Annotated in this window: 23 protein-coding genes; 15 read left to right on the top strand and 8 right to left on the bottom strand. The window is 58.4% G+C overall.

Going from position 1 to position 24,041, the window contains the following annotated elements:
• Positions 1-102: 102 nt before the first annotated feature.
• From V1572_RS19355 to V1572_RS19345, 3 genes are all read right to left on the bottom strand, one after another.
• On the bottom strand, positions 103-1,416 hold the full coding sequence (locus V1572_RS19355) for a hypothetical protein (protein WP_284924416.1): 1,314 nt from the start codon (positions 1,414-1,416) through the stop codon (positions 103-105).
• 220 nt (positions 1,417-1,636) lie between these two features.
• Complete coding sequence (locus V1572_RS19350) at positions 1,637-1,834, bottom strand: hypothetical protein (protein ID WP_284924417.1); 198 nt, start codon at positions 1,832-1,834, stop codon at positions 1,637-1,639.
• A 212-nt stretch (positions 1,835-2,046) separates the two neighbouring features.
• Positions 2,047-2,880 carry a nucleotide-binding protein gene (locus V1572_RS19345; RefSeq protein ID WP_284924418.1) on the bottom strand — a complete coding sequence of 278 codons (834 nt, stop codon included), beginning with the start codon at positions 2,878-2,880 and terminating at the stop codon, positions 2,047-2,049.
• A 111-nt stretch (positions 2,881-2,991) separates the two neighbouring features.
• Between V1572_RS19345 and V1572_RS19340 the strand changes: the two genes are divergently transcribed.
• From V1572_RS19340 to V1572_RS19325, 4 genes are all read left to right on the top strand, one after another.
• On the top strand, positions 2,992-3,315 hold the full coding sequence (locus V1572_RS19340; protein WP_284924419.1) for a hypothetical protein: 324 nt from the start codon (positions 2,992-2,994) through the stop codon (positions 3,313-3,315).
• 474 nt (positions 3,316-3,789) lie between these two features.
• Entirely contained in the window at positions 3,790-4,152 is a 363-nt protein-coding gene (locus V1572_RS19335) for a YcgJ family protein (RefSeq protein ID WP_325841090.1), read from the top strand.
• Positions 4,153-4,369: 217 nt separating this feature from the next.
• Positions 4,370-5,566 carry an NAD(P)/FAD-dependent oxidoreductase gene (locus V1572_RS19330; protein ID WP_395299496.1) on the top strand — a complete coding sequence of 399 codons (1,197 nt, stop codon included), beginning with the start codon at positions 4,370-4,372 and terminating at the stop codon, positions 5,564-5,566.
• Positions 5,566-5,946 carry a DUF1641 domain-containing protein gene (locus V1572_RS19325; protein ID WP_214575065.1) on the top strand — a complete coding sequence of 127 codons (381 nt, stop codon included), beginning with the start codon at positions 5,566-5,568 and terminating at the stop codon, positions 5,944-5,946. The genes V1572_RS19330 and V1572_RS19325 overlap by 1 nt, the downstream gene beginning before the upstream one ends.
• A gap of 82 nt (positions 5,947-6,028) precedes the next feature.
• Here V1572_RS19325 and V1572_RS19320 read toward each other — a convergent pair whose 3' ends face one another.
• Positions 6,029-6,862 carry a MurR/RpiR family transcriptional regulator gene (locus tag V1572_RS19320; protein WP_023344667.1) on the bottom strand — a complete coding sequence of 278 codons (834 nt, stop codon included), beginning with the start codon at positions 6,860-6,862 and terminating at the stop codon, positions 6,029-6,031.
• A gap of 291 nt (positions 6,863-7,153) precedes the next feature.
• Between V1572_RS19320 and V1572_RS19315 the strand changes: the two genes are divergently transcribed.
• The 10 genes from V1572_RS19315 to iolB all read left to right on the top strand — a co-directional run bounded on the left by V1572_RS19315 (position 7,154) and on the right by iolB (position 20,282).
• Positions 7,154-8,659 (top strand): CoA-acylating methylmalonate-semialdehyde dehydrogenase, encoded by a 1,506-nt coding sequence (locus V1572_RS19315; protein ID WP_395299495.1) that lies wholly within the window; start codon positions 7,154-7,156, stop codon positions 8,657-8,659.
• 11 nt (positions 8,660-8,670) lie between these two features.
• Positions 8,671-10,596: a 3D-(3,5/4)-trihydroxycyclohexane-1,2-dione acylhydrolase (decyclizing) gene (iolD, locus tag V1572_RS19310; protein ID WP_126534733.1), complete on the top strand. Its 1,926-nt coding sequence runs from the start codon at positions 8,671-8,673 to the stop codon at positions 10,594-10,596.
• Between the two features lie 301 nt (positions 10,597-10,897).
• Complete coding sequence (iolG, locus tag V1572_RS19305) at positions 10,898-11,884, top strand: inositol 2-dehydrogenase (RefSeq protein WP_395299494.1); 987 nt, start codon at positions 10,898-10,900, stop codon at positions 11,882-11,884.
• Between the two features lie 31 nt (positions 11,885-11,915).
• On the top strand, positions 11,916-12,845 hold the full coding sequence (locus tag V1572_RS19300; RefSeq protein WP_048029601.1) for a sugar ABC transporter substrate-binding protein: 930 nt from the start codon (positions 11,916-11,918) through the stop codon (positions 12,843-12,845).
• Positions 12,846-12,899: 54 nt separating this feature from the next.
• Entirely contained in the window at positions 12,900-14,447 is a 1,548-nt protein-coding gene (locus tag V1572_RS19295; protein ID WP_032675318.1) for a sugar ABC transporter ATP-binding protein, read from the top strand.
• Positions 14,448-14,458: 11 nt separating this feature from the next.
• Entirely contained in the window at positions 14,459-15,487 is a 1,029-nt protein-coding gene (locus V1572_RS19290) for an ABC transporter permease (protein ID WP_008502116.1), read from the top strand.
• An 8-nt stretch (positions 15,488-15,495) separates the two neighbouring features.
• Positions 15,496-16,629 carry a Gfo/Idh/MocA family protein gene (locus tag V1572_RS19285; RefSeq protein ID WP_196346739.1) on the top strand — a complete coding sequence of 378 codons (1,134 nt, stop codon included), beginning with the start codon at positions 15,496-15,498 and terminating at the stop codon, positions 16,627-16,629.
• Positions 16,630-16,641: 12 nt separating this feature from the next.
• Positions 16,642-18,546 (top strand): bifunctional 5-dehydro-2-deoxygluconokinase/5-dehydro-2-deoxyphosphogluconate aldolase, encoded by a 1,905-nt coding sequence (gene iolC / locus V1572_RS19280; RefSeq protein ID WP_196346740.1) that lies wholly within the window; start codon positions 16,642-16,644, stop codon positions 18,544-18,546.
• Between the two features lie 11 nt (positions 18,547-18,557).
• Positions 18,558-19,448 carry a myo-inosose-2 dehydratase gene (iolE, locus tag V1572_RS19275; protein ID WP_196346741.1) on the top strand — a complete coding sequence of 297 codons (891 nt, stop codon included), beginning with the start codon at positions 18,558-18,560 and terminating at the stop codon, positions 19,446-19,448.
• Between the two features lie 9 nt (positions 19,449-19,457).
• Positions 19,458-20,282, top strand: a complete 825-nt coding sequence (iolB, locus tag V1572_RS19270) for a 5-deoxy-glucuronate isomerase (RefSeq protein WP_032663073.1) — start codon at positions 19,458-19,460, stop codon at positions 20,280-20,282.
• 54 nt (positions 20,283-20,336) lie between these two features.
• Here iolB and V1572_RS19265 read toward each other — a convergent pair whose 3' ends face one another.
• From V1572_RS19265 to V1572_RS19255, 3 genes are read right to left on the bottom strand one after another with little or no spacing between them, the layout of a single operon-like run.
• Complete coding sequence (locus V1572_RS19265) at positions 20,337-21,080, bottom strand: alpha/beta fold hydrolase (protein ID WP_395299493.1); 744 nt, start codon at positions 21,078-21,080, stop codon at positions 20,337-20,339.
• An 11-nt stretch (positions 21,081-21,091) separates the two neighbouring features.
• Positions 21,092-21,559, bottom strand: coding sequence for a DUF6130 family protein (locus V1572_RS19260; protein WP_032675311.1), 468 nt, complete (start codon positions 21,557-21,559; stop codon positions 21,092-21,094).
• Between the two features lie 51 nt (positions 21,560-21,610).
• Positions 21,611-22,840 carry an MFS transporter gene (locus V1572_RS19255; RefSeq protein ID WP_395299492.1) on the bottom strand — a complete coding sequence of 410 codons (1,230 nt, stop codon included), beginning with the start codon at positions 22,838-22,840 and terminating at the stop codon, positions 21,611-21,613.
• 97 nt (positions 22,841-22,937) lie between these two features.
• On the opposite strand from V1572_RS19255, the gene V1572_RS19250 reads away from it, so the two are divergent.
• Positions 22,938-23,828, top strand: a complete 891-nt coding sequence (locus tag V1572_RS19250) for a LysR family transcriptional regulator (protein WP_111967903.1) — start codon at positions 22,938-22,940, stop codon at positions 23,826-23,828.
• Here the strand turns inward: V1572_RS19250 and V1572_RS19245 are convergent.
• Positions 23,825-24,013 carry a YfgG family protein gene (locus tag V1572_RS19245; RefSeq protein ID WP_021241815.1) on the bottom strand — a complete coding sequence of 63 codons (189 nt, stop codon included), beginning with the start codon at positions 24,011-24,013 and terminating at the stop codon, positions 23,825-23,827. The genes V1572_RS19250 and V1572_RS19245 overlap by 4 nt on opposite strands.
• Positions 24,014-24,041: the final 28 nt, after the last annotated feature.

Genomic DNA, 24,041 nt, shown 5'->3' with positions numbered 1-24,041 from the left:
GTGCAGATACTGGAAAACACCGACCGAAACAAACTGCCAATTAGAATACCCAGGCGGGTCATCATCTGAGTTTCCTACCGGCCCGGTATTTAAGCATTTAATTCAGACAATTAACAACCTGTCTTCCTGTGCGAACAGGACAGGGGAGACTGTCATATTTTCAAAAACAAGATGGGTCAACACTCCAGGGTAAAAACTTGAAAGATTACCTTCGTACCTGTTATTTTTCTTTTTCAACTTGAGGTAAAAGTCACCCTGCTGATAACTATAGAATGGTCTTATATCAATCTCAGTTTGCACTCCTTCATTTATGAATGACTGAGGTATTGATTCCATACTTACCGACCCCACCGGGAATTGCATTTTTACCATTTTAAAGTTTTTAATTTTATCTTCAAGATTTGATGCCGCTGGGAAGAACATCTCTTCGCCAATATACAATGATGTACAAATGGATGTTTTTTTGGTTGCTAAATCCCCAACCACCTGCGGTTGAAATACCTGTATAAAATCAAAACCTCGATTTTCATATTCCTTAGAAATTTTATTAATATGACTACAAATTTTATCAAAGTCAGTGGTGGCACCTAATCTAATAACGAGCTGCTTTATCGATTTGTCATCCTGGGGCGCCGATAATAACTTTCTGTTTGCCTCATCAATTTTATCAGTGATATTCCTGATTTCATTGTAATGTTGCCTGGCCATGACCTGAACCATATCAGATCCGGCATTAAGCACCTCTGCTTTATATTCATTTATTGGGTGAAATGCGATACTGTATCGTCCATTTTCAAACTCATAAAGTCCATGTTTATCGAATTTGAATGCGATATTCAAACAGATGTTATTCAATATCTCGTCAGTCAGTATGTCATGCTCCAGCAGGACGAAAAGCTTTCCTGATGAACCGGTTCTTTCAAGAAGTTTCTTAAATGACTTGCGAATCGTTTCGCATTTCTCCCTGAACGCTTTTTCATGAAGTGATATGTCGAAATTCTTGACAGAAACCTTATATTTATAACCTGTATCGAATGAAATTTCATAGTCAAAGACTGGATTAGATGTCGCGCATGGTTTTATTACCCCACCATCTGTAGACAATGAACCTATAGTAATAATCTCAGTTATTAAACCGTGTGAACTGTCAGCGTTTTTCTTAATCTCTTTTGCCGTAGACTTCAGCCATCTGCGATTATCCTGACTGAGATTTAAAATTGATTGACCTAAGCAATAAAGCTCAGTGGTAGATAAATGGTCTCGCCTCGCCCATAATATCTGCAGTCGGTGCCCGTCATTTTTTTTCAGCCACTCCTCTGTAAAAAGCTCTGATACTGCCTGAATGGACTCAATAATTTTTTCCGATGAGTTGTCACGAATAAGATGCTCAACAGAACGATTAAATTTATTTTTCATTTATGAATTGTTATCCCTTAAATCCTCCGGAAAGCCTCTTATTCTCTTGTTGCTTCGCTATAAGCTTTCCGGCATGAAACATGAAAAAATACTACAACAGTGGTGGATTGATTACACACCATTTTGCCCGTTTTTCTTACCCGTTTCACACTCTGGTTAGATGCACTGTCAGCGCGAAGCCCTGAAGGCTACGCACTATCCCTATATGCTGATCATTTTGTCAGAAGTCATCAACCAAATCACCCTCATTATCGGCAAGCTTTACAGGTGGATGTACATTCTTGCGTCCAGGCGACTTCATGGTCGTATCAATAAAATGACGTTCAAAAACACGAATCAGAGAGCTATTCCTAATAGCTCTAATCCTCTGACGGACGGCTTCTTCCTTAAATTCAGCTGTAAATCGTGGTGTGCCCATACGTTCCTCCTATGCTACATACTGTAGGGCAGGATCGTCTTCCGGGCTGGGGTCAGTCCAACATACAGCTTATCAGTCATGTTCATTTTTCCGGATGTGACAAGGCTCGTTATATCTTTAGTGAGAACAGAACTAATTGTCGTTTCTCAAAGTGCAGCCGTTAACAGGGTTTTGATTTACTCTCTAAGAACAAGATGCATCATCATCCGGGATTATCCCAGTGACTTCAGCTCCCTTGAAAGCTGATACATCCAGTTATCATCAACAGATATATAAAGCACCCCATCCAGATCGCTGGGTTTTTCCACTTCCGCTTCCCTGATTGCAGTCACCTTACCCGCTCCCAGCCTGGCCAGTAGATACCCGTGCTCAAACACAACGTTCTGCCGTGCCCGGGGTTTTTCCAGCGAAGTCCCCGCAACTTTTCCGATGTCGCACGCGGTGTACAGGACCACAGCATAGTCAACGGCCGCCGTCAGCTCTGTCAGTTTCTGAAAAATGCTCCGGCCATGATTGGGTTGCTCATGGAAAATAATAGATTCGAATCCAAGTTCATCAACCAGTCTAGCGACTTGATATTTAAGTTCTCCATCATGCCCATGGACAATAAATACCTTTTTTTTGTCAGTCCGGAAGGCTACCGAAGATGCTGATGAGACTGTTCGCTGTGAGAATGTGCCCACCTCTGCGGCAGTTTTTCTTTGAATAAGGGGACTATCTGCTTTAGGGGCTGCGATGGTAGTCCCGGTGGCCGGAAGAGATTCCAGAAGCTTCATTTTTTCCTGATGAAAATAGTCACGTCGTAGCGCCCATGTACCGCTACCACTGCCTTTTTCCATTTTTACATGGGCCAGAACATTAGCGGGCGTGGATGAACTTCGGATCCATATCGGTAAACGAAGGCCTTCAGTCTCCATTAAAATACGTCTCAGCGACTGATACTCAGCTTTATAGCTGTCTGGCTTGCTGGCGCCATTCGTGGTGATTGTGGAGCAGAGCGCCATAAAAGCGCCGATGTGCTCGATCATCTCATCTTCATTATCCATCTGCTCAGTCCTATTTTAGATCATATTGCCGTTAATATCAGGCATCGCCCTTGCAATTGCAATTTTGTACCGGATAACCGCCCGGAAGACTTCCTTGTTTAAGGCAAATGGATGAAAGAACACGGTATTGATTTGATTGACTGTTCAACAGGTGGTATTGCCATGGTGCCGGTAAACACCTACCCGAACTATCAGGTGCCAGCGGCCGAAATGCTGCGTCAGGAACTGGGTATTAAAACAGGCGCGGTAGGCCTGATCGAAACTGGGTGCCAGGCAGAAGAAATATTGCAAAATGGTCCTGCGGATATAGTGCTGGTAGGCCGTGATATGCTGAAAGATCCGCTCTGGGCGCGTACCGCTGCCGATGATCTGAACGTTACGCTTCCTGTACCGGCGCAATACACCCGCTACGGTTCTGGCTGGCAGCGTTCATAGCCCCGTCTACCAGACGTAGACGTGGAGAGCAACGTAGAACGTTAATGTATTCTTCTGGTGCACATTATGTTGAAGAGAAGCGCCAGCAGAAAAAGACCCTTGTTGTAACCCTCATAATAAAAATGATTTATTCATTCCTTTTGCCCCTACATGCTGACGTAGGGGCTTTTTTTATAGTGATTCATATTTAAATTTTGATTACTTCCGCTTCTCGCTCAGAGCGGACCTAACCCGCCCCACAAACCCACTCCGTATACAGCATATTAGTTCAGCTCTTTAAAATCGCATGACTCACCGGGATAGGGCCCTTACAATTGCCTACGAGCTGAACTTTCGACGACGTTTCGGTCGACAAAAAGCCATACGGGGCGTTCCCTGCTGAAGCTTAAAACCCTCCAGGGTTTTTCACCCTCATGATGGTACCACCGCGCCCGGCGTAAAGCCGACACTCATTAACCAACGGAGATTATCATCTTGAACAAATCAATACTCGCATGCTCTGTGGCCGCGCTGCTGGTCGTGTCCGCCATGTCCGCCCAGGCCAGGACCCCCGCCAGGCTCAAGTCGCCAGTATCGGGCGTGCTCTGCGACCGATATGTATGCGCCAATGACAAGGGATTATCCCGCGCGTTGACAGAGACCTATCTCGGTAAGAAGGCTGCTGCAAACGAGGTGTTCACGTCGAGCAATGTCGATCTGACTGAATTCACCTTTGCCAACGGTATTTTCTGCGATGTGAAGGAGCGACTGTGCCGTGAAGATCGCTATTATGGCGCGAACGGACAGCGCTCCGGGGCGGTGTCTAAAAAGTACACAACGCTGCTCTTTGGCGAATAATGGTGATGAAAAGAGACCACAGTGAAAGGCTACGTTATAGAGATATAAATTATATTTTGTAGTGTATATTATAAATGCTGATCGGGTTGTCAAAATTAAATTTCTTGTTATTGGTTATGTTGCGGAATATTACTCTGTCACTACGCTTTAGCTGAGCGTAACAGTGAAGCGGTCTGGTTACGTGAATTCCCATTCACTACCATGAGCGAATAAAGGAATGAAAAACCGCATAATGATTGTCGGCGGCGGCACGGGAGGAACCATTGTTGCCAACCTGCTGGCCAGGAAATTACGACGTGAAATTGCTGCCGGTCAGGTAGAGCTGGTACTGATTTCCGAATCACCAGTGCACTACTACAAACCCGCTTTTATGTATGTCGCCTTTAACCTCTTCCATCACCATGAACTGGCCCGGCCTGAACGGCAATTACTGAGTCCGGAAATTCAATTTATTACCGACAGGATTGAATCTTTCGATTTTAAGCAGCGTCGACTGTACGGAGCCAGTAAGCGACATTACGACTGGGATCTGCTGGTTATTGCCACCGGCTGCACACCTTTTACACAAAAAATCCCTGGCCTTGCCGACGCGGGCGATCATTTTTATCAATACGCGGCGGCCAGACAATTAGCGCATAAGCTCTCCACCATTAAAAAGGGGCGAATATTTATTACCGTCTCTTTCCCGGAAACGCCGAATGTGCCCCACCAGTGCGGCATCGCCCCTATTGAAACCACGCTGATGGTTGACGATTATCTGCGCCAGCGTGGGGTGCGTAATCAGGTTGAGATTGTTTATACCTATCCGACCGTCGCGCAGCTGCTGCGAAACTGCCTGTTCCTGCAACGTCCGGTGGGGGAGGCGCTTGGCGATATTTTTGCCGCCAAAGGAATACAGCATCAGCGTGGTTTTACCTTAAGCCATGTCGATCCTGACAGCAAAATTGCCTATTCCGCCGAGGGCGATTCACAGAATTTCGACATCCTGATGGCAACGCCTCCCATCCGGGCAGTCGACGCGGTGCGTGATACCGGGCTTAGCGAGGTTCAGAACGGTGAAGGCTGGCTGCCGACGGATCACCAGACGCTGGGCGTCTACGGTCTGGAAGGCGTATATGTGATCGGCGATACCGTCGATCTGCCGATCAGTAAAGCGGGAGGATCGTGCCACAACCAGGCGCCCATCATCGCGGATAACATTGTGGCGGAGCTCTACGGCAGACCGCCCGGAAGCGGTAATCATTATGATGGACGGGTTCAGGCCGTCGCGCAGATGGGGCTCTGGGCCGGCATGCCGTTGGTATATGACTATCGCAATGACGTGACCCCCATGCCGGCGACAAAACTCGGCGGCATGCTGCGAAACGGTTTTAACCGTGGACTGTATTGGGGCGTCGTGAGGGGGATGTTCTGATGAGTGACCAGGAACAGTTACTAAAAAGCCTTGCCCCGCTTATGGCGGGCAATCGTCTGAATAATCTGGTTGATCTGCTTGCCGTCGTCGCAGACCTGCTGGAAATGGCCGATAACGCGATGGTCGAAAAACTGGCTGGCGTTTTTGACGATGTCGTGACCGTCGGCTGGGAAGGGGGAACCGCGTTACGCATGGCATGGGGGGAGCAAATTAACCGGGAAGGGGATATCTCACTTCGGCAGGTGTTTACTATGCTCAACGACCCTGATACCCGCCGCGGCATCATGCTTTTGCTGCGCGTGTTACAGATTACGGGGCAGCGTCTAAATGCCCTCGCTTCGGTCAGCTATCCTGAGTGTCCTGAGATCGAAAACCGCTAAGATCGGGCGGATGTACACCGGAAACGGCGATTATGCCGGGTAGCGTGTTTATGTTACCCGGCCTGTTGAGCGGTACCGTGGGCTATTTATCCCCGCCACCCAACCGATACGCCAGCGCCACCACCAGCGACTGCACCAGGCACAGCGTCGCCGACTGAGACCGAAACGCGTCCACCTGCGCCTCTTTCACTACAAAGCAGAGATCGCTGAACGTCGCCAGGGGGCTTATCTGGCTGTCCGTGATCACAATCTGCCGCGCGCCAACGCTGGCGGCGGTTTCGCTGACCATCACCGTCTCTTCCGCGTACGGCGAGAAGCTGATCGACACCACAATGTCGCGCGCCTTAATGCGGCTGATTTGCTCGCGCAGCATCCCGCCCATGCCGTCGAGCAGGATAGGGCGGCACTCCAGATGGCTCAGGGCATAGGTGAGGTAGGCCGCGACGCTAAAGGAGCGGCGCAGTCCGGCGATGTAGATGGTATCGGCGTCGGCCAGCAGCTGTACCGCGCGCTCCAGCATCTCCGGCTCGGCGCGGGCGGCCAGCTGCTGCAGCGCCTGCGCGTTTGAACGGGCAAACTCCTGCAGGATATCGAGCGGCGTTTCCGGCACGGCCTCGCTCTCCATCTCGCGGAACAGACGGGCGCGGTCGCTGTAGCTGGCGGTCTCCTCCACCAGGTTCATGCGAAACAGCTGTTTCATTTCGTTGAAGCCGGTGAAGTCAAAGGCGTTGGCAAAGCGGATCAGCGTCGAGGGCGGCACGTCGGCGCGCTCGGCGATGACGGCAACCGTATCGAAGGCCACGCTGTTGGTATTGTCCAGCACGTAGCGGGAGACCTGCTGCAGCCTCTTGCTCAGGCTATCGTAGCGATCGCGGATTTGCTGCTGCAGTTCGTTCAGGCTGGTTGCTGTCGTCATCTTTTCCCCCAATACAGTCATATGATTCTAAACGCAAAACCGCGTCTTTTAAATGTCGGCCATCCATCTGGCAGCAAAAATGAAACAGAAACTTCAGTCATTTCCTCGCCCGAAATCCCTTAATAGCGCACGCGGCGTCAGTGGTGCTGGCTGTTAACATAAAAATCCATCCTTGATCACAATAATCATCATTTATTTTATTTCAACTTAAAATGGAATATTTGTTTCATATATAGTGGTCAGTACACAGTGTTCAGGTCACAGTCACGTATCAACAGCGAGAGGTTAAGGATGGAGACGGTAGCGAATTTTATTCACGGCGAATGTGTCACCGGTTCAGGCCAGCGCGTTCAGGCGATCTTCAACCCGGCCACCGGCGAGCAGATCCGCCAGGTGGTGATGAGTACGGCACAGGAAACGGAGCAGGCGATTGCCGCCGCGCAGCAGGCGTTTCCGGCGTGGGCACGTCATGCTCCGCTTAAGCGCGCACGCGTGATGTTCCGCTTCAAAGCGCTGCTGGAAGAGAACATGGATCGCCTGGCCCGCCTCATCAGCGAAGAGCACGGCAAGGTCTTCTCCGACGCGGTGGGCGAACTGACCCGCGGCCTGGAAGTGGTGGAGTTTGCCTGCGGTATTCCGCATCTGCAAAAGGGCGAACACTCGGCGAACGTCGGGACCGGCGTCGACAGCCACTCGCTGATGCAGCCGCTCGGCGTCTGCGCCGGGATCACGCCGTTTAACTTCCCGGCGATGGTGCCGATGTGGATGTTCCCGATTGCGCTGGCGACCGGGAATACCTTCGTGCTGAAACCGTCGGAAAAAGACCCTTCTCTGGCGCTCGCGCTGGCGCAGCTGCTGAAAGAGGCCGGCCTGCCGGACGGCGTCTTCAACGTGGTGCAGGGCGATAAAGAGTCCGTTGACGTGCTCCTGACCGACCCGCGCGTGCAGGCGGTGAGCTTTGTCGGCTCCACGCCGATTGCGGAATACATTTACCAGACCGCGTCCGCCCACGGTAAGCGCTGCCAGGCGCTGGGCGGTGCGAAAAACCACTGCATTTTAATGCCGGATGCCGACATGGAGATGGCGACCAACGCCATCATGGGCGCGGCCTACGGTGCGGCGGGCGAGCGCTGCATGGCGCTCTCGGTGGTGCTGGCAGTGGGGGATAACACCGCCGATGACCTCTGCGCCCGGCTCGAAAAACAGATTGCCGCGCTGCGCGTCGGACCGGGCCTGGACCAGTCGCCGGAAAACGAAATGGGGCCGCTCATCTCCTCCGCGCACCGCAGCAAGGTGCTGGGCTACATCGACAGCGGGGAAGCGCAGGGGGCGAAACTGCGCGTGGACGGCCGCGGCTTTAGCGTGAAGGGCCACGAGCAGGGCTATTTTGTCGGGCCGACGCTGTTCGATAACGTCACCCCGGAGATGACCATCTATAAAGAAGAAATTTTTGGTCCGGTGCTTTCTGTGGTGCGCGTAGCAGATTACGCCAGCGCGGTGGACCTGATTAACCGCCATGAATATGGTAATGGCTCGGCAATCTTCACCCGCGACGGTGGCTGCGCGCGTCGCTTCTGCGAAGAAGTGCAGGCGGGCATGGTGGGGGTCAACGTCCCAATCCCGGTGCCGATGGCATTCCACAGTTTCGGCGGTTGGAAGCGCTCCATCTTCGGTGCGCTCAACGTCCACGGCAACGACGGCGTGCGTTTCTACACCCGAATGAAAACCATCACCGCGCGCTGGCCGGAAATGCAGCAGGAGACAGGCGCTGCGTTCTCCATGCCGACGCTGGGCTGACAGGAGGCGTTATGCAAACCGAACGTATGACCATGGCTCAGGCGCTGGTCCGGTTCCTTAATCAACAGTACGTTAGCGTGGATGGTCACGAAACGCCCTTCGTGGAGGGCGTCGCCACCATCTTTGGGCACGGCAACGTGCTGGGTATCGGCCAGGCGCTGGAGCAGGATCCCGGCCATCTGCAGGTGATGCAGGGCTGCAACGAGCAGGGCATCGCCCATATGGCGACGGGATTTGCCAAACAGCACCGTCGTCAGCGCATCTTTGCCGTCACCTCCTCTGTCGGGCCGGGCGCCGCCAATATGATCACGGCGGCGGCAACCGCCACGGCGAACCGCATCCCGCTGCTGCTGCTCCCGGGCGATATCTACGCCAGCCGCCAGCCGGACCCGGTGCTGCAGCAGATTGAGCAGTATCACGACCTCAGCATCAGCACCAACGACTGCTTCCGTCCGGTCTCCCGCTACTGGGACCGCATTAACCGCCCCGAACAGCTGATGAGCGCGATGCTCAGCGCGATGCGAACGCTTACTGACCCGGCAGATACCGGTGCGGTGACGATTTGCCTGCCGCAGGACGTGCAGGGGGAAGCGTGGGATTACCCGCTGAGCTTCTTCGCGCGTCGCGTGCACCACATCGAGCGTCGTCCGCCCGATCCGCAGCGTCTTGCGCAGGCGCGGGCGCTGATCGCCCGCAAGCGTCGTCCGCTGGTGGTGTGCGGCGGCGGCGTGCGCTATTCCGGCGCACATGAGGCGTTTCGCGACTTTGTCGAGACGCTGCAGCTGCCGTTTGCCGAAACCCAGGCCGGAAAGGGGGCGCTGGTAAGTGACCACCCACTTAACCTCGGTGGCGTAGGGGTGACGGGCGGAATGGCGGCCAACCAGCTCGCGCCGCAGGCTGATCTGGTGATTGGCATCGGCACGCGCCTGACCGACTTTACCACCGGCTCCAAGGCGCTCTTTTCCCATCCGGATGTCGAATTTCTGCTGCTGAACGTGGCCGAGTTTGACGCCCTGAAGCTGGACGCCACGGCGCTGATTGCCGACGCTCAAACCGGGCTCGAGGCATTGACCCACGCGCTTGGTGATTACCGCAGCGGCTGGGGAGAGGCGATCGCTGAGGCGAAATCCGCCTGGCGCGACGAGTGCCGTCGCCTGTGGGATCGCCAGTGGCGTCCGGACGACGCGCCCGAAGTGGCGGGGCACCTGGACGCGCAGCTGGCGGAGTACGGTGAGACGCTCAATACCCGGCTGACCCAGACGCGGGTGCTGGGGCTGATCAACCAGCATATTGAAGATAACGCCATCGTGGTGGGCGCGGCCGGTTCGCTGCCGGGCGATTTACAGCGCCTCTGGCAGGTCAAAACGCCGGACAGCTATCACCTGGAGTACGGCTACTCCTGCATGGGCTATGAGATTGCGGCAGCCCTCGGCGCGAAGCTTGCCCGACCCGGGCAGCCGGTATACGCCATGGTGGGGGATGGCTCCTACATGATGCTGCACTCCGAGCTGCAAACCGCCGTTCAGGAGGGCATTAAGGTCACCGTTCTGCTGTTTGATAACGCCAGCTTCGGCTGCATTAACAACCTGCAGATGGGGCACGGTATGGGCAGCTTTGGCACGGAAAACCGCCATCGCAATCCGGAAACCGGACGGCTTGACGGTCCGCTGGTGAAGGTCGACTTCGCGCAAAATGCGCAGAGCTACGGCTGTCGCGCGTGGCGGGTGCACGACGAGCAAACCCTGCTGGCGGCGCTGGAGGCGTCCCGCGCGCATCCTGGCCCCACGCTGCTGGACATCAAGGTGCTGCCGAAGACAATGACCCACGACTACGCCTCCTGGTGGCGAACCGGTGATGCGCAGGTGGCGGAATCGTCTGCCGTGCGTGAAGCCGCGGAGCAAACGCAGGCGCAGGTGAAAAAAGCCCGTCAGTATTAAGTTTTTCCGTCGTAACGAAATTTTCATTTCATTTTCCCCTCACCCTAACCCTCTCCCCAAAGGGGAGAGGGGATGGTGTGGTGCACTCTTTTCTCCCTTGCCCCTTTGGGGAGAGGGCCGGGGTGAGGGGAGCTGCTGTATGTCCTCCCATGTTGTGAGATTGATAACAAAATTTATCTCATTCATCTCAAAAGTGTTAACCTGTACTCAAAAACATAATTTTCACTATTTATAAAAATGAAATAAATGTTTTATTTATAGGGTCGTTAGTTCACAGCATTCACCAACACCGGGAGCCGTTATGTTTAACATTGCTTTACTGGGCGCTGGCCGAATTGGCCAGGTACATGCAGCTAACATCGCCAGCCACGGCGCGACCACGCTCTGGTCCGTGGTTGACCCGAATCAGGAATTTGCCACCCGCCTCGCCACGCAGTATCAGGCCCGCCAGCAGAGCCTGGATGAAGCGATGACCGACCCTAACGTTCACGCCGTGCTGATCGCCTCCGCGACCGATACCCACGCGGACCTGATTGAAATGGCCGCCCGCCACGGCAAGGCCATCTTCTGCGAAAAGCCGGTCCACCTCGACCTTGCCCGCGTGCGCGACTGCCTGAAGGTGGTCAAAGAGTACGACGTGCCGCTGTTTATCGGCTTTAACCGCCGCTTTGACCCGCAGTTCCGCCGCGTGAAAACCGACGTGCAGGCCGGGCGCATCGGCAAGCCGGAATCGCTGCTGATCATCTCCCGCGATCCGTCTCCACCACCTGCGGAGTACGTGCGCGTCTCCGGCGGCATGTTCCGCGATATGACCATTCACGATTTTGACATGGCCCGCTACATCATGGGCGAAGAGCCGGTGTCGGTGTATGCCCAGGGCAGCAACCTGGTGGATCCGGCGATTGGCGAGGCAGGCGACATCGATACCGCGTTTATCGTCCTGAAATACGCTTCCGGCGCGATGGCGACCATCGTCAACAGCCGCCGCTCCTCGTATGGCTACGACCAGCGCCTGGAGCTGCACGGCTCCGAAGGGCTGCTGTGCGCGGGCAACATTCTGGAAAACCAGGTGCAGCACTACGGCAAACAGGGCTGCACCAGCGCGCTGCCGGAACACTTCTTCCTGCAGCGCTACAAATCCGCTTACGCCGCGGAATGGGAACACTTTGTCGCGGTCCTGCGCGGCGAAGCGGTGCCTGACTGCAGCGGCGATGATGGTGAACGTGCGCTGTACCTTGCGGATAAAGCGCTGGAGTCACTGCGCAGCCAGCGCGAGATCGTCCTCTAAACACCACAACCCTACACAGAGAGACATAATAATGAAAAAACTGATCGTAGCCGCCCTCATCGCCATGACGTCCGGGGCCGCCCTCGCCGAAAACGAGCAAATTGTTTTCAGTACGCCAAACCTGGCCATGCCGTTTGAAGTTCACATGCAGCGCACGGCGGTAAAAGCCGCAAAAGAGATGGGCGTGAAGCTTCAGGTGCTGGACGGGCAGGGCAGTTCACCGAAGCAGGTGGCTGACCTGGAAAACGCCATCACCCGCGGGGCGCAGGGCTTTATCGTCTCCCCGAACGACGTGAACGCGGTCTCCAGCGCGGTGGATGAAATTCAGGATGCGAAGCTGCCGGTAGTCACCCTTGACCGCTCCGTCGACAGCCAGAAGAAAGTGCCGCACTTTGGCGCCAACAACTACAAAGGCGGCCAGGCGATTGGCGACTTCGTCAAAACCAAATTCCCCGACGGGGCGGAGATCATTCTGCTGACCGGCCAGCCGGGCTCCTCCTCCAACATCGAACGCACCAAAGGGATCCGCGACAGCCTGAAGGCTGGCGGGGATAAGTACAAGATCGTCGCCGATCAGACCGGCAACTGGATGCGTTCTGAAGGGATGCGCATCGTGGAAAGCGTGCTGCCCTCGCTGCCAAAGCGTCCTCAGGTGATCCTCTCTGCCAACGACGACATGGCGCTGGGGGCGATTGAAGCCCTGCAGAGCCAGGGCGTGAAGCCGGGCGAAATTCTGGTCACCGGCTTTGATGCGGTACCGGAAGCGCTGGCCCGCGTGCGCGACGGCTGGCTGGCGGTGACGGCGGATCAACGTCCGGGCTTTGCGGTGCAGACGGCGATGAGCCAGCTGGTGGCCAACGTGCGCGAGAAAAAAGCCATCACCGGGGCCGACTACCCGCCGACGCTGATCACCAAAGATAACCTGCAGCAGGCCGAGCGTATCGGTGAGGCCGGTAACTGATTTATCCGCAGCCGCCGCTGGCGCGGCGGCTCACTCTAAAGGAGGAGCAGACCGATGTCGCAACCCTTACTGAAAGTGACCGACCTGGCAAAAAGCTTTTCCGGCGTTTGGGCGTTAAGCAGCGCCCAGCTGACCGTCGGCGCGGGCGAGATCCACGCCCTGCTGGGGGAAAACGGGGCGGGTAAATCCACGCTGCTGAAGGCGCTCGCGGGGGCGCAGCCGCAAACCCGCGGGGAGATCTGGTTCAACGGCGAAACGCTGCCGGTGGACGACTCCCCGGTGGAACGGCAGAACAAGGGCATTATCACCATCTATCAGGAATTCAACCTGCTGCCCAACATGACCGTCGCGGAAAACATGTTTCTCGGGCGCGAGCCACGTAAACGTAACCTGATCGTCGACGAAAAGGCGGTCAATCAGGAGGCGCAGGTCATTCTCGACTATCTGCAGCTGAACGTTGCACCGACCACCCCGGTCGCCCGCCTGAGCGTTGCCCAGCAGCAGATGGTGGAGATCGCCCGGGCGCTGACCCTCAACGCCAGGCTAATCATTATGGACGAACCCTCCGCCGCGCTGAGCGACAGCGAGGTGGAAAGCCTGCACCGCGTGGTGCGCGAGCTTAAAAACCGTGGCGTGAGCATTATCTATGTCACCCACCGCCTGCACGAAGTTTTCCAGCTCTGCGACCGCTTCACCGTTTTCCAGGACGGCCGTTTCACCGGCACCGGCGCGGTGGCGGAGACCAACGTCGAACAACTGATCCGCCTGATGGTCGGGCGCGACGTGGCCTTTAATCGCCGTCCCGCCAGCGAAACCCATCATGAGGACAAACCCGTCCGTCTGGCGGTGAAGGGGCTGAGCCGCGAAAAGCCGCCGCTGGATCCGCACGGCATCGCCCTGCATGACATCAGCTTCCACGTTCACGCCGGGGAGGTCTTAGGCATTGCCGGACTGGTGGGCGCGGGACGCACCGAGGTGGCGCGCTGCCTGTTTGGCGCAGACGCGTTTACCGCCGGGAGCTTTGAGCTGGACGGCGTACCGTACCAGCCGCGCGACCCGCTCTATGCCCTCGACCAGGGCGTGGCGCTGGTACCGGAAGACCGCAAAAAAGAGGGGGCGGTGCTGGGACTGTCGATTCGCGACAACCTGTCGCTCTCCTGCCTCTCCTCGCTGCTGCAGTGGCGCTGGTTCGTGAACACCCGCAAAGAGGACGATCTGATCGAGTCCTACCGCAAGGCGCTGCAGATCAAAATGGTCAACAGCGCGCAGGAGGTGCGCAAGCTCTCCGGCGGTAACCAGCAAAAGGTGATCCTCGCGCGCTGCATGGCGCTCAACCCGCGGGTGCTGATCGTCGATGAGCCGACGCGCGGCATCGACGTGGGGACCAAATCGGAAGTGCACCAGGTGCTGTTTGACATGGCGAAAAAGGGCGTGGCGGTGATCGTGATTTCCTCCGATCTGCCTGAAGTGATGGCGGTGTCAGACCGGATCATCACCCTCAGCGAAGGCCGGGTGACCGGCGAGATCCACGGTGACGACGCTAACGAAGAACGGCTGATGACGATGATGGCCATCAACCACAACGCCCTGAACGCGGCATAACGGAGTTTCTCATGACGCAGATGATTTCTAAAACGCAGGCCCCGGTCAAACGCGCCGGACGCATCGATCCCATCGCCTTCTTCGAGCGCTTCGGGGTCCTGATTTTCATGATCCTGCTGCTGATCTTCTTCCAGTCGCAGAACAGTAATTTTTTCTCTGAACGCAATATTTTCAACATCCTGACCGAAGTCTCTATCTACGGGATCATGGCCGTGGGGATGACCTTCGTCATCCTGACTGCCGGGATTGACCTCTCCGTGGGCTCCATTCTGGCGGTCTGCGCCATGACCGCGGCGTACGTGATCAAGGGCGACAACTTCACCACCGTCGACCCGAACGCCTGGGGCGGTATGAGCTGGCTGATTGGGCTGGGGATTTGCCTGGCGATGGGCACGGCGATTGGCTTCCTGCACGGTCTGGGCGTGACCCGCCTGCGCCTGCCTCCGTTCATCGTGACCCTCGGTGGGATGACCATCTGGCGCGGCCTGACGCTGGTGATCAACGACGGCGCGCCGATTGCCGGTTTCGATCAGGGCTACCGCTGGTGGGGGCGCGGGGAGCTGCTCGGCATCTCCATTCCGATCTGGATCTTCGCCATCGTCGCCCTCGGCGGCTATCTGGCGCTGCATAAAACCCGCTGGGGCCGCTTCGTCTACGCCATCGGCGGTAACCCGGAGGCGGCGCGCCTGGCGGGGGTGAACGTCAAGCGCGTGCTGGTCAGCGTCTACGTGCTGATTGGCTGCCTGGCGGGGCTGGCGGGCTTCATTCTGAGCGCGCGTCTGGGGAGCGCCGAGGCGGTGGCCGGGATCTCCTTTGAGCTGCGCGTCATCGCCTCGGTGGTGATTGGCGGCACCTCGCTGATGGGCGGCTACGGGCGCATCGGCGGAACCATTATTGGCTCCATCATCATGGGGATTCTGATTAACGGCCTGGTGCTGATGAACGTCTCGGCCTACTACCAGCAGATTATCACCGGATTAATTATCGTTCTGGCGGTGGCGTTTGATACCTACGCCAAGAGCCGTCGCGGCGCACTGTGAGGATCACGATGAAAGAGGTTCGTATTGGATTGATTGGCACCGGGTATATCGGCAAGGCGCACGCTATCGCCTATGCCCAGGCCCCGACGGTGTTCAACCTGCGTGGCAGGCTGGTGCGCGAGATGGTGGCGGAAGTCACGCCGGAGCTGGCGGCAACGCGCGCGCAGGCGTTTGGCTTCAACCGCTCCACCGGCGACTGGCGGGCGCTGGTGGCCGACCCGGCGATTGACGTGGTGGATATTTGCTCACCCAACCATCTGCATAAAGAGATGGCGCTGGAGGCGATCCGCCACGGCAAGCACGTCTATTCGGAGAAGCCGCTGGCGCTGAACGCCCACGACGCACGGGAGATGGTCGACGCCGCGAAGCGGGCCGGGGTGAAAACGCTGGTGGGGTTCAACTACATGAAAAACCCGACGGCGCAGCTGGCGAAGGAGATTATCGCCCGCGGCGAGATTGGCGAGGTGATCCACTTCTACGGCACCCACAACGAAGACTATATGGCCGACCCGCGCTCGCCCATTCACTGGCACTGCTTTAAAGAGACCGCCGGGCTGGGAGCGCTGGGCGACCTCGCGGCGCATATCGTCAACATGGCCCAGTACCTGGTCGGGGAGATTGAGCAGGTTTGCGGCGACCTGAAGATCGTGGTCCCGGAACGCCCGGCGAAGGCCGGCTCGTCGGACATGGTTGCCGTCGAAAACGAGGATCAGGCCCACGCGATGGTGCGCTTCGCGGGCGGGGCGCAGGGCGTGATTGAAACCTCCCGCGTCGCCTGCGGCCGCAAGATGGGGCTGTCGTACGTCATTACCGGGACGAAAGGCGCCATCAGCTTCACCCAGGAGCGCATGGCGGAGCTGAAGCTCTATCTGCATGACGATCCGGTTAACCGTCAGGGATTCCGCACCTTACTCGTCGGCCCTGCACACCCCGACTACGCCGCGTTCTGCATGGGCGCAGGCCACGGGATAGGCTTTAACGATCAAAAAACGGTGGAGGTGCGCGACCTGGTGGACGGGATTGCCGCCGACGTGCCGATGTGGCCGGACTTTGAAGAGGGCTGGAAGGTGTCGCGCGTGCTGGACGCGATCGCGCTCTCGCACCGGGAAGGCCGCTGGCTGAACGTGAACGATATTGTCTGATGAGGTATCAACGTGGAAAAGCAGTTTGATGTGATATGCATGGGCCGCGTGGCGGTAGACCTCTACAGTCAGCAGATTGGTGCCCGTCTGGAGGATGTGTCGAGCTTTGCCAAATACCTCGGCGGCTCGTCCGGCAACGTGGCGTACGGCACCGCGCGCCAGGGCCTGCGCTCGTCGATGCTGGCGCGCGTCGGCGATGAACATATGGGCCGCTTCCTGCGGGAAGAGCTTAACCAGGTGGGCTGTGATACCAGCCATCTGATCACCGATAAAGACCGCCTCACGGCGCTGGTGCTACTCGGCATTAAAGACCGGGACACCTTTCCTCTGATTTTTTATCGCGATAACTGCGCGGATATGGCCATTACGGCCAGCGATGTGGACGAAAGCTACATTGCCTCCGCACGTTGTCTTGCCATCACCGGGACTCACCTTTCTCATCCTCAGACCCGCGAGGCGGTGCTGACGGCGCTGGGCTATGCCCGCCGTCACGGCGTGCGCACGGTGCTGGACATCGACTACCGTCCGGTGCTGTGGGGGCTGACCTCCTTAGGCGACGGTGAAACGCGCTTTATCGCCGCCGATAAGGTCACCCGCGAGCTGCAGGAGGTGCTGCACCTCTTCGACGTCATTGTCGGCACCGAGGAGGAGTTTCACATTGCGGGCGGCAGCACGGAGACCCTGCAGGCGCTGGGGCAGGTGCGTGTCGTGAGTGACGCAACGCTGGTCTGCAAACGCGGTTCGCTCGGCTGCTCGGTCTATACCGACGCCATTCCGCCCCGGCTGGACGACGGCCTGACGGTGACCGGCGTGCGCGTGGAGGTGCTTAATGTTCTCGGCGCGGGGGACGCGTTTATGTCCGGCCTGCTGCGCGGCTACCTGAACGACGAGGGCTGGGAGCAGGCGTGCCGCTATGCCAACGCCTGCGGCGCGCTGGTGGTCTCGCGCCACGGCTGCGCCCCGGCGATGCCGAGCAAAATCGAGCTGGATGACTATCTCTCCCGCGCTGCGGATGTGCCGCGCCCGGACCTCGACCCGCGTCTGAACCACCTCCACCGGGTGACCACCCGCCGTCGCGAGTGGCCGGAGCTGTGCGTGATGGCCTTCGACCACCGCAGCCAGCTTGAGGATATGGCGCTGCAGTGCGGCGCGTCGATCGGGCGCATTCCGGCGCTGAAGCAGCTGATCCTGCAGGCCAGCCGCGAGGCGGCGAGCCGTGCCGGGCTGGAGGGCAAAGCTGGCCTGCTGTGCGACGGCACCTTTGGTCAGGACGCGCTGAACGCCATCACCGGCGAGGGGTGGTGGATTGGTCGCCCCATTGAGCTGCCGGGCTCGCGTCCGCTGGAGATGGAGCATGGCAACATCGGCACCCAGCTCATCAGCTGGCCGCAGGAGCACGTGGTGAAGTGTCTGGTCTTTTTCCATCCGGAAGACGCTCACGGCCTGCGCCTGGAGCAGGAGCAGAAAATTGCCGAGGTGTATCACGCCTGCTGCCGGTCCGGGCACGAGCTGCTGCTGGAGGTGATCCTGCCTGCGACCATGCCGCGCAGCGACGAGCTCTACCTGCGCGCCATCTCCCGCTTCTACAACCTCGGCATTTACCCCGACTGGTGGAAGCTGCCGCCGCTCTCAGCGGAGGGCTGGACGGCGCTGAGCGAGATTATCGAGCGCCGGGACCCGCACTGCCGCGGGGTGGTGATCCTCGGCCTGGACGCTCCGGCAGAACAGCTGCGCGCCGACTTCAGGGCCGCAGCGGGGCAGACGGTAGTAAAAGGCTTCGCCGTAGGGCGCACGCTGTTCGGCGATGCCTCCCGCGCGTGGCTGAAGCACGATATTGACGATGCGCAGCTGGTGGCGCGCATCCGGGACAACTACCTGCAGCTTATCGCCTGGTGGCGCGAGCGCGGACACGCATAATGGAGACGACAATGAGTGTACAACTGGGCATTAACCCGCTGACGTGGACGAACGACGATCTGCCTTCTCTGGGCGCAGAGACGCCGCTGGAGACCTGCCTGAGCGAAGGTAAAGAGGCCGGTTTCGCCGGTTTCGAGCTGGGCAATAAGTTCCCGCGCGAAGCGCGCCTGCTCGGCCCCATCCTTCAGCGCCACGACCTGCAACTGGTCTCCGGCTGGTATTCCGGCCGCCTGCTGGAGCGCAGCGTGGAGGAGGAGATCGCCGCCGTGCAGTCCCACCTGACGCTCCTGCGCGAGCTGGGGGCGAAGGTGCTGGTCTTTGCGGAAGTGAGCGGCTGCATTCACGGCGAGCAGCAGACCCCGGTGCATCTGCGCCCGCGCTTCCCGCAGTCGCGCTGGAAGGAGTACGGCGAGAAGCTTACCGAATTTGCGCGCTACACCCAGCAGCAGGGCGTGCAGATTGCCTACCATCACCATATGGGCACGGTGATTGAGTCCGCCGACGACGTGGACAATCTGATGACCCACACCGGCGACGCGGTGGGGCTACTGCTCGATACCGGTCATCTGACCTTTGCCGGGGCCGATCCGCTGGCGGTGGCGCAGCGCTGGGCGTCGCGTATCAACCACGTTCACTGCAAAGACGTGCGTGCCGACGTGCTGGCGGATGTGAAAAACCGTAAAACCAGCTTCCTTGATGCGGTACTGAGCGGCGTGTTTACGGTGCCGGGCGACGGCTGCGTGGATTATCCGCCGATTATGCAGCTGCTGAAGGCGCAGGACTATCACGGCTGGCTGGTGGTGGAGGCGGAGCAGGATCCGGCCATTGCCCATCCGCTGACCTACGCCCGTCTGGGGTATAACAATCTGAGCCGTCTGGCGCGCGACGCCGGACTGATTTGAGGAGGTGACATGTCACGTCTGTTATCACGCTGGCAACAGCCGAACGCGGAGGGGCGCACCCAGTCCGTCACGCCGGAAAGCGCAGGGTGGGGGTACGTCGGCTTTGAGGCGTATGAGCTACAGGAGGGGCAGACGCTGACGCTGCCCGCCGTCCGCGAAGAGCGCTGCCTGGTGCTGGTGGCAGGACGCGCCTCCATCAGCACGCCTTCCGCGCAGTTTAACGACATCGGCGAGCGGATGAGCCCGTTCGAGCGCATCAAGCCGTGGGCGGTGTACGTCACTCCGCAGGAGACGGTGCAGGTGAAGGCGCTGACGACGCTGGAGCTGGCGGTCTGCGCTGCGCCGGGCAAGGGCACCTATCCGACGCGGCTGATTGCGCCGCAGGATATCGACGGTGAGGCGCGCGGCAAGGGCCACAACCAGCGCTATGTGCACAACATTCTGCCGGAAGACAAGCCCGCCGACAGCCTGCTGGTGGTGGAGGTGTGGACCAACGAGGGCTGCACCAGCTCGTACCCGAGCCACAAGCACGACACGGATAACCCGCCCCAGGAGACGTATCTGGAGGAGACCTACTACCATCGCCTCAACCCGGAGCAGGGGTTCTGCATGCAGCGGGTTTACACCGACGACAGAGCGCTGGATGAGTGCATGGCGGTCTACAACCGTGACGTGGTCATGGTGCCGAAGGGCTACCACCCGGTGGCGACGATGGCCGGGTATGACAGCTATTATCTCAACGTGATGGCCGGGCCGGTGCGCAAGTGGATGTTCACCTGGGAAGAGGACCACGCGTGGATTAATCGGGATTATCCCGCGGATGGCGGGCGCTGAGGCTGTTTTTTGCCGGGTGGCGCTGCGCTTACCCGGCCTACAATTCGCAAAAAATTACTCTGCGTCAATCGCCTGCTCAATCGTCCGGGCAACGATCTGCGGCTGGCTCACCATTGACACGTGGCTCGCCGCCACCTCGGTGGTTTTCGCGTGGATCGTCTTCGCCATCGCGCGTTCAAGCGCCGGGTTAATCATCCGGTCATTCTGACTCACCACATACCAGCTCGGCTTATCGTGCCACGCCGCGTGGGCGACCTTTTCACCAAACGCCTCGGCCTTAATTGGCCCCTGCGTGGCTGCAATCGTATCTTGAATGGCTGGCTTCACGTCAGGCGCGAAGTCCTGCCTGACGGCTTCCGTCGGCAGGTATAAATAGCCGTCCGCCGTTTTGGCAATGCCCGCGCTGCCCGGCGGTGCAGGGTAGCTTCCTGCCAGGTCCGCCGTCGACTGGCCGGAGTTTGGCGCGAAAGCCGCCACATACACCAGCGATTTTACCCGCGCATCGTTGCCCGCTTCGCTAATCACGGTGCCGCCCCAGGAGTGACCCACCAGCACTACGTCACCCTGCGCGCGGGCGATGGCCCGCTTTGTGGCGGCAACGTCATCTTTTAGCGACGTGAGCGGCAGTTGGACGGCAATGACCTCTGCGTGCTGTTTCTGCAACAGGGTAATGACCTTATTCCAGCTGCTGCCGTCCGCAAACGCGCCGTGGACCAACACGGCGCTGGTTTTACTCTGCGCAAAGGCGCTGGCGGAAAGCGCCAGCAGGCCTGCCGTGACTACAGACAGTGCTTTCATCTTCAGACTCCTTAAAAATGGTGGACCGCCGCGTGGGGCGGGACGGTGAATTCAACGGTTTTGTGGTCGAGCGGCTTGTGCGTCGGGTCGGCCAGAATTATCGTCACCTTGTGTTTACCGGCGGGCAGCCCCACCAGGATCACCGGCTCTCCGCTGGTGTCAGCCCAGTGCCACGGCGCGTCATCCACCACCACGTGAATGTGCCCGATGCGCGGGGTGACCTTGAGCGCGTCGGGCCCGAATACCGGCTCGATGCGAAGGTTTTCGGCGCGGTACTGGATAAACACCGCGCCTTTGCTCAGCGGCCCGGCAAGCGGCGGATCGACGATCAGTTTTGCAGGCGGCTGCGGCTGCGCCAGCGGGGCAACGGCGGCGGGGCCGTTAACGTCCGCGGCGCTCAGATTGTCCAGGGGAGTGGCCTGGGCACCTGCGACGGATGTCAGGACAAGCAGGGGGAAAATTACGTAGCGACGAATCATTGCTCTCTCTCCTCATCAGTTCTCAATGGCGACAGGGAAAGAAAACCATTTTTATGTATCGGAGATATTTGCCGGAGGGGGCGTTTTGTACCCGTTTGTCACCGTGGCCCGCGGGATACAGTGCGATACAGTTTGCCTCCCGGGACGGCGCACAATGGCTATCGCCAGCCCGGCAATCAGCAGCGTCAGGCCCGTCGATACCCCCATTGCACCCGCGATCCCCAGCGTTTTATTTAGCCACGCATAGGCATACGGTGAGGCTGCGGCCATAAGCTGACCGGGGATAAGCAGTAAGCCCGTGCGGCGGGCATAGCTTTCCGCGCTAAACAGTTCCAGCGGCAGGGTGGCTTTGACAAGGGTAACCAGCCCGTTGATGGCCCCATAGCCCAGCACAAAACCGGCCGCACACCAGACAAACAGGGCGCTGCTCAACCCAACAAGAAAACAGAGCGGCATGGCGAGAGCGGTAAAAAGCGTTAACGTGAAGGGCGTTAAGCGAGCCCCCGCCAGCACTTCCAGCGAGCGCGCGCCCGTCTGGCCGATTCCCCACAGCATGCCGATAGCGACCGGCAGACCGTAGTGGGCAATAAACTCCGGCAGATGGGTGGAGGTGCCGTTAGAGACAAAGGTGATGAGGGCAATGAAGGCGGCATAAAGCCAGCCGTTTCGGCGCTCGTTGTTCAGCGGCGGTGCGGCGATTTCCGTCGTCACCGTCAGCCGCTGCCGGGGAAGCGTGCGGATCAGCAACGCGCTCAGCAGGCCAAGCAGGGCATAAATGCGTAATGCGTCCTGCCAGCGCATCACGTGAAGCAGCGCATCGCCCAGCGGCCAGAAGACGACGGAGGCCAGCCCGCCCGCCAGCGTGACGCGCGAGATTGTTCTTCGCGCCTGCTGTCCGTAGAGGTTGACCAGCGCGGCGAAGAGCGCATCGTACAGCGACAGGCGCATTCCCACGCCTGTGACCAGCCAGGCGCCGTACCAGCCATAAAGCGTCCGGGTATACGCCATACAGGCACAGCTTGCGGCGATCAGCAGCGTTCCGCCCATCACCACCTTCTGACCGCCAAAGCGTGCCAGCAGGCGGGCGACAAAAGGGGATACTACCGCCATCACCAGCATCGCCAGCGTCAGGCCGAGGTAAATCTGCGGTGATGACCATCCCCGGTCGGCTGAAATGGCCAGCGCAAAGGTGCCGGGCATATAAAACGAGATCCCCCAGTTGATGAGCTGATTGCACCCGGCTGTGAGGGCGAGGCGGTGTGGCAGGGCAGGTATTTCCATGAGTGTTCATTCCGCTATGCAGTTGTCCTGAGCATAACGGGCGCGGTATTGTGCTGGCAGGGCCGCAACCTTATGCGCGGTATAAGAGAAACTTTGAATGACGACGCTTAATCTGGGCTATCTCGCCACCTTCCGTCTGGTGATCCAGCGCGGCAGTTTTTCAGCGGCAGCGGACGTGCTGGGCCTCTCCCAGCCCGCCGTCAGCCTGCAAATACGCCAGCTGGAGCAGTTTCTGCAAACGCGGCTGGTGGAGCGTACCGGGCGAGGGATTAAGGCGACGGCTGCCGGAGAAACCTTGCTGGCGCACGGGGAGCGTATTCAGCAGGTGGTGGATGACGCCATCCGGGCCGTGAATGCGTTTAGCCACGACGTAAGCGGCACCATTACGCTTGGCACGGGGGCAACGGCCTGCATCCATCTTCTGCCGCCGCTGCTGGAGCAGCTACGTCGCGACTATCCGCTCCTGAGCGTGGGGGTCACGACGGGCAACACCCTCGACATCGTCAGAGCTATCGAAGAGAACCGTCTCGATATGGGGCTGGTCACGCTGCCGGTGAGTGGCAGAGCGCTGGACGTGATGCCGGTGATGGACGAAGAGTTTGTCTTTATTGCCTCAAGGGAACAGCAGGCTGCATTCAGGGACTTCACCCCAGCCGCGCTGCACGTTCATCCGCTGATAGCCTTTGAATCAGGTAGTGGGACCCGGGCGCTGATCGACGGCTGGTTTGCCGCCCAGGGTTTAGCGATCGCGCCGGTGATGCAGCTTGGCAGCATCGAGGCGATCAAACGCATGGTTCGTGCAGGGCTGGGCTACAGCATCGTGCCGCGCATGGCGGTGGAACAGGAGGTCGATCGCGAAGGGCTATGCGTGATGTCGCTGATGCCCATGCTGCAGCGGCAGCTGGCGGTAGTCATGCGGCAGGATAAAATCCTCAGCAAAGGGATCGCGGCCCTTATTCGGCTCGTGCAACAGCCTTCGGCGGTTTAGCGGTCAGCGGTGTCGACGGTCAGGCTGGATTGCTGCGACTGGGTTTTATCCTGATGGTGGTACCAGGCGCCAATCGAAGAGTAAACGAAGCGGCCAAAGAAAAACAGGAAGCTGATGAGCAGTATGATGCGGGTCATTCGGGTGTTAAATCGATGTCGTTTGCGCATACGCGTGACCTGACTCACTCTGTTTTTCCTGGATAAGCCCTTCCGG

The sequence above is a fragment of the Enterobacter quasiroggenkampii genome (genome assembly GCF_043972695.1).
GTDB classification, from domain to species: Bacteria; Pseudomonadota; Gammaproteobacteria; order Enterobacterales; family Enterobacteriaceae; genus Enterobacter; species Enterobacter quasiroggenkampii.
Note: the sequence above shows the minus strand (reverse complement) of the source record. Positions and strands in the feature narration are given on the sequence as shown.